Origin of the sequence: Phenylobacterium sp. (assembly GCF_019636135.1) — a bacterium.
GTDB lineage: Bacteria > Pseudomonadota > Alphaproteobacteria > Caulobacterales > Caulobacteraceae > Phenylobacterium.
The window spans coordinates 23,174-29,173 of the sequence record NZ_JAHBYD010000042.1; the positions used below are offsets into that span (position 1 = coordinate 23,174).

Sequence of the window (6,000 nt, forward strand, 5' to 3'; positions counted from 1 at the left end):
GAACGCGGCCGCGAGCTGGAGCGCCGCCGTATGCGCGGCCTGACCGGGAGTGGAGGCAGGCCCTCACGCGCCTTGCCCGCCGCCCGCGAAGGGGCATACCGTGTCTTCCAATCGCGCGGCGCAACGGCGCCGGAGGCTCTGGGAGGATCCTGCGATGCTACGAGGCTCCACTTCCGCGGCCGCGGCGCTGGCCGTCCTTCTTGCCGGCCCGGCGTTCGGCGGGACGCCCGCCGTCCCCAGGGCGCTGGCCCGCAACTTCGACGGGGTGTGGACGAACGCGACCGTCACCCAGCTCGAGCGGTCCGCCGCCTTCTCGCAGCTCGTCGTCCCCGAGGACCGCGCCGCGGCGCTCGACAAGGCGACGGCCGCGCGCCGCGCCGCCGCCAACGGCCAGTCGGATCTCAGCGAGGGCGCGTTCAAGGACGAGAACGCCACCGCCGGCTACAATTCGTTCTGGATCGACTCCGGCGACGGGCTGATGCGCGTCCGCGGCCAGGCGCGCTCGTCGTTCATCACCAGCCCCGCCGACGGCAGGATGCCGTTCCGCGACCGCGCCAGGAGCCTCGCGCTGATGATGCGCGACGGGGCCGAATACCGTTCGGGGAAGGGCGCCTACACAGGCCCCGAGGACCTGCCGATCCGCGAGCGCTGCCTGATCGCCCAGAGCGACGCCGGCGGGCCGGTGATGCTGAACGCGATCTACAACAACAACTACAGCTTCTTCGTCACGCCGGGGTACTTCGTCATCGACCTCGAGATGAACCACGACGTGCGGATCGCGCCGATCTTCGCCTCGGCCAAGGCGGCCCGCGCGGCCCACGCGCCGGCCGTGATCCGGCCCTGGCTGGGCGACACGGTGGCCTGGTGGGAAGGCGACACGCTGGTCGCCGAGACGAAGAACGTGAACCCGATCCAGGAGGGCCGCACGATGACGCCGGTCTCGTCCCAGGGCACGGTGACGGAGCGATTCACCCGCATCGCCGAGGACGAGCTGCTCTACCAGTTCACCGTCGAGGACCCGGTCCACTACACCCAGGCGTGGTCGGGCGAGTATTCGTTCAGGCCCGCCAAGGGCCAGATCTACGAATACGCCTGCCACGAGGGGAACTACGCGATGGAGGGCATCCTGCGCGGCGCCCGCATGGCGGAGGCGGCCGACAAGGGCGGGAACTGACGGCCCCTTACGCGACCCGGGCCGCGGGGGCCTCGTCGTCGCCGCGCATCCAGGCCTCGTCGACCGGCGCGGGCATGACCTGCAGCGTGACCCGCGAGGCGTTGCGCGGCTTCAGCACCGTGACCGGCGCCCCGAACCGGATCGGCTCGCGCTGCAGCTCGGCTTCCAGCCACTCGGCGGTCCAGTTGCGTCCGGCCGACACCTCGAACGTCGGCGCGAGCCGTTCGTCCAGCGGCTTCACGAGGCGCCGCCAGAGGTTGCGCGCCACCGACAGCAGCAGCGGCATCCCCGCCATCGCCAGGCCGACCGCGATCGCCTCGCCCGAGAAGCGCACGCCCAGCATCACCACGAACAGCAGGCCGCAGGCCTGGCCCACGGTCAGCACCATGGCGTGCGCCAGGTCGTGGTCGCGGGCCTCCGCCCCGCCCTCGGGCGCACGGCGCTTCTCCAGCGAATTCAGCGCCAGCAGCACGGCCGGCGCCAGCAGCACCGCCGCATAGAGCCCCGCCGTCTGCGGCAGGCCCGCCTTGGTGGACGCGGCCGCCAGCGCCAGCAGCGCGCAGGGCACGGCGACGGCCAGGCCGAACCAGGCGGCGGCGTTCATCCTGGGCGCGGCGATGACGGCGAAGGCCAGCCCGCTGCGCACGCCGAACTGCGCGTTGCGCCTGTCCTTGCCCTTGGCGCGCGCCTTGGGCGCGGCCGGCGCGGAACGTGCGAAAGGTGCGTACTCGGTGATCGTCCCGTCCTCGTCTGGCGCCCCGTCCCGCCCCGAGGCGGCCATGCCGCCGACGGGTCGCCGGCCCGGAACACCCCGCCCGGAGCATCCCCCGCATTGGTAAACGCCGGCTTAGCCCCGAGCCCGATCCCCCCAGGAACGTCATCCCCCGGACAAGCCGGGGGATGACGAGCAGAGGGGGGAAGCTGGGGATTGCGACGCCAAGAACGTCGCGGCGGCCGCCACTTTCACGTTAGACGTGAAAACCCTCGCCGAAGTTGATTCCTTGAGATGCCCCTCGACACCCCGCCGCCCGAAGGCCCTTCCGAGCCCGACCGCATCATCGACGAGCCGATCGGCGAGGCGCTCAGCCGCCGCTACCTGGCCTATGCGCTCAGTGTCATCACCGACCGCGCGCTGCCCGACGTGCGCGACGGGCTGAAGCCCGTGCAGCGGCGCGTGCTCTACGCCATGCGCGAGATGCGGCTGAACCCCGAGGCCGCCGCGCGCAAGTGCGCCAAGGTGGTCGGCGAGGTGATGGGCAGCTACCACCCGCACGGCGACCAGGCGATCTACGACACCCTGGTGCGCATGGCCCAGCACTTCGCCCAGCGCTACCAACTCGTTGATGGGCAAGGAAATTTCGGTAATATCGACGGCGATAACGCCGCGGCCATGCGCTACACCGAGGCCAAGCTGACCACGGCGGCCATGCTGCTCCTCGACGGCATCGACGAGGACGCGGTCGATTTCAAGCCCACCTACGACGGGTCCGACGACGAGCCCGTCGTCCTGCCCGCCGGCTTCCCGAACCTGCTCGCCAACGGCTCCACCGGCATCGCGGTCGGCATGGCCACCTCGATCCCGCCGCACAACGCCGGCGAGCTGATCGACGCCTGCCTCATGCTGCTGGACGATCCCGAGAGCAGCGTCGAGGCCCTGATGACCCACGTCCAGGGCCCGGACTTCCCCACCGGCGGCGTCATCGTCGAGCCGCGCGCCAACCTGCTGGACGTCTATTCCACCGGCCGCGGCGGGGTCCGCGTCCGCGCCCGCTGGGACAAGGAGGACACCGGCCGCGGGACCTACCAGATCGTCGTCACCGAGATCCCCTACCAGGTGAAGAAGGCCGACCTGGTCGAGCAGCTCGCCGAGCTCATCGACAACAAGAAGGCCCCGCTGCTGGGCGACGTGCGCGACGAGTCCGCCGAGGACGTGCGCCTGGTCCTGGAGCCCAAGAGCCGCAACGTCGAGCCCGAGGTCCTCATGGAGAGCCTGTTCAAGCTCTCCGACCTCGAGACCCGCTTCAGCGTCAACCTCAACGTCCTCGACGAACGGGGCGCGCCCGGCGTCATGAACCTGAAGCAGGCGCTCAGGGCCTTCCTCGACCACCGCCGCGTGGTCCTGGTCCGCCGCGCCGAGCACCGCCTGGCGAAGATCGAAGCCCGCCTGCATATCCTCGACGGGCTGATGATCGCCTACCTCAACCTCGACGAGGTGATCCGCATCGTCCGCTACGAGGACGAGCCCAAGGCCCGCCTCATCGAGACCTTCGCGCTGACCGAGATCCAGGCCGACGCCATCCTCAACACCCGCCTGCGCCAGCTCGCGCGCCTGGAGGAGATGGAGATCCGCCGCGAGCACGCCGAGCTCAGCGAGGAGCGCGACGGCATCGTCGCCATGCTCGATTCCCCCAAGCTCCAGTGGAAGCTGGTCGGCCAGGGCCTCAAGGACACCAGGGTCCAGCTCGCCGACCTCAACGTGCGCCGCTCGACCTTCGCCGACGCCCCCACGATCGACACCGAAGCCGCGCTGGAGGCGATGATCGTGCGCGAGCCGATCACCGTCATCCTCTCCGAGCGCGGCTGGATCCGCGCCGCCAAGGGTCGCGTCGACGACCCCTCCGAGCTCAAGTTCAAGGAGGGCGACAGGCTCCAGTTCCTGGTTCCGGCCGAGACCACCGACAAGCTGCTCATCTTCGCCGGCGACGGCCGCTTCTTCACGCTCGGCTGCGACAAGCTCCCCGGCGCCCGCGGCCACGGCGAGCCCCTGCGCCTGATGATCGACCTCGACGACAAGGTCGGCCTCGTCGACGTCTTCCCGCACAAGCCCGGCCGCCGCCGCGTGCTGGCGTCGAAGGAGGGCTACGGCTTCATCCTGCCGGAAGAGGAGGCCATCGCCTTCCGCCGCGCCGGCAAGCAGGTGCTGAACGGCGCGGCGCTCGCCAGCCTGCCGCTCGACGGCCCCGGACCGGGCGGATACGATCAGCTCGCCGTCATCGGCGACAACGGCAAGCTCCTGATCTTCGAGGTCGCCGAACTGCCCGAGATGCCCCGCGGCAAGGGCGTGAAGCTCCAGTCCTACCGCGAGGGCGGCCTGCGCGACGCCGCCGCCTTCCGGTCGGAGGAGGGCCTGACCACCGTCGACGCGTCGGGCCGCACCCGCGCCTGGCCCGAATGGAAGGAGTGGGTCGGCCGCCGCGCCGCCGCCGGCAAACTCGCCCCCAAGGGCTTCCCCGCCAACAAGCGCTTCCGGCCGCGCTAAGCCAACCCCCCGTTTGTCATCCCGGTTTTCGCGAAGCGAAAGACCGGGACCCAACCCTCCGGTGCTCTGAGCCGGCCAGCACGGCCCCGCCCGCCGGCGCCGCCCCTCAACCCTCGACGCACCCGACGGTTGGGTCCCGGTCTTCGCGTGCCGCGAAACCGGGATGATAACCGCGGGGCAGGGAAGGGCGCCGCGCCCCTACCGCCCCACCTCGAACCCCGCCGTCCAGCGCGCCCCCTCCGGCGGCAGCTCCAGCGACGCCGCGGCGCTCGGCTGCCCCGCCAGCGCCCGGGTCAGCAGCCGCGAGCCGAAGCCCCGCCGCCCCGGCTTCGGCGCCGGCCCGCCGGTCTCGGTCCATGCGATCTCCAGCCGCCCGGCCTCGACCCGCCACGCCAGCGAAACCCGCCCCTCCGGCCCCGACAGCGCGCCGTACTTCGCCGCGTTGGTCGCCAGTTCGTGCAGGCACAGCGCCAGCGCCACCGCCGCCTCGGGCGCCACGGCCACGTCCGGCCCCCCGGCCACGATCCGCCCCGCCTCGGGCGGCCGGAAGGGCGCCAGCGCCCGCCCGGCCAGCGCCGCCATCTCCACCGCCCGCCAGCCGGTGTCGACCAGCACGTGGTGGACCTCGGCCAGCGCCGACAGCCGCGCGGCGAACTCCACGCGGGCCGCCTCCGCGTCGGTCGCCCCGCGGAAGCTCTGCTCGGCCAGCGACTGCACCACGGCCAGCACGTTCTTCACCCGGTGGTGCAGCTCCAGCCGCAGCAGCCGCTCGGCGTCCCGCGCCGCCGTCTCGCGCAGCAGCGCCGTGCGCGTCAGCGCCATCAGCCAGGTCATGAACCCGCTGGAGGCCAGGAAGACCACCGCCCCCAGCATCCGCCGGCGCGTCTCGAACGCCTCGCCGTGCGACGCCAGCAGCGTGGGCACGGCCACCGCCACCACCGCCATGGACGCCGCCGCCGCCGCCACGCCGCCGAACACGCTCGACACCAGCACCGCCAGCAGGAAGGCCACATAGGGCGCGCCGGCGCCCAGCCACGGCGTCAGCCCCACGCGGATGCCCACGGCGAGCGCGCCGACCGCGAGGCCCAGCCCCAGCCGGGCCCAGAGACTCCGCGGCGGACTGGCGATCCGCCGCACCAGGAAATCCGTCACGCCTCACACCCCCGCCGCGCATCGGCGCGCGCTCTCCCGTCACGCGGGTATAGGCGCCCCCCGTCCGCGAAGCGACCCCGCAAGGTGTCGCATTCCACCCCCAAGGGGCCCCTTGGGGGGAGGAATTTACGCTGCGACCCAGGCTCCGCCGCTCTCGCGGACCCGTCACGGACGTCCCACCTCTCCCCCTGCGAAGCGCCCATTCGTCAACCACCAAGCGCACCAAGGACACCAAGGCGCCGGTCGCGTCCCGGCCGCCGGGGATGACGCATGCCCGCTTGGTGTCCTTTGTGCCCTTGGTGGTTCAATACAGCGGCTTCGCCGCGCCAACATGCTGCCGCGCGCGCCGCCGCCTACGACCGCTTCTGACGTAGGCGCATGTTTCGTTCGCCGGATGTCCGATGCGGCCCAGCCC

Annotated in this window: 4 protein-coding genes; 2 read left to right on the forward strand and 2 right to left on the reverse strand. The window is 72.1% G+C overall.

All coding sequences use genetic code 11. From position 1 onward, the window contains the following. Nucleotides 1-154: 154 nt before the first annotated feature. Nucleotides 155-1,174 (forward strand): hypothetical protein, encoded by a 1,020-nt coding sequence (locus tag KF737_RS21075; RefSeq protein WP_296460035.1) that lies wholly within the window; start codon nt 155-157, stop codon nt 1,172-1,174. A 7-nt stretch (nt 1,175-1,181) separates the two neighbouring features. Here KF737_RS21075 and KF737_RS21080 read toward each other — a convergent pair whose 3' ends face one another. Next, nucleotides 1,182-1,955 (reverse strand): hypothetical protein, encoded by a 774-nt coding sequence (locus KF737_RS21080; RefSeq protein WP_296460038.1) that lies wholly within the window; start codon nt 1,953-1,955, stop codon nt 1,182-1,184. Between the two features lie 225 nt (nt 1,956-2,180). On the opposite strand from KF737_RS21080, the gene parC reads away from it, so the two are divergent. Further along, the gene (gene parC / locus KF737_RS21085; protein WP_296460041.1) at nt 2,181-4,433 is read left to right on the forward strand and encodes a DNA topoisomerase IV subunit A; all 2,253 of its coding nucleotides are present in this window, start codon (nt 2,181-2,183) and stop codon (nt 4,431-4,433) included. Nucleotides 4,434-4,631: 198 nt separating this feature from the next. Here parC and KF737_RS21090 read toward each other — a convergent pair whose 3' ends face one another. Further along, complete coding sequence (locus KF737_RS21090; RefSeq protein ID WP_296460044.1) at nt 4,632-5,585, reverse strand: sensor histidine kinase; 954 nt, start codon at nt 5,583-5,585, stop codon at nt 4,632-4,634. Nucleotides 5,586-6,000 lie beyond the last annotated feature (415 nt).

Bases quoted from the DNA above. Each gene is read 5' to 3' on its own strand.
- parC (WP_296460041.1), top strand. From the start codon at position 2,181: ATGCCCCTCGACACCCCGCCGCCCGAAGGCCCTTCCGAGCCCGACCGC.
- KF737_RS21080 (WP_296460038.1), bottom strand. From the start codon at position 1,955: ATGGCCGCCTCGGGGCGGGACGGGGCGCCAGACGAGGACGGGACGATC.
- KF737_RS21075 (WP_296460035.1), top strand. From the start codon at position 155: ATGCTACGAGGCTCCACTTCCGCGGCCGCGGCGCTGGCCGTCCTTCTT.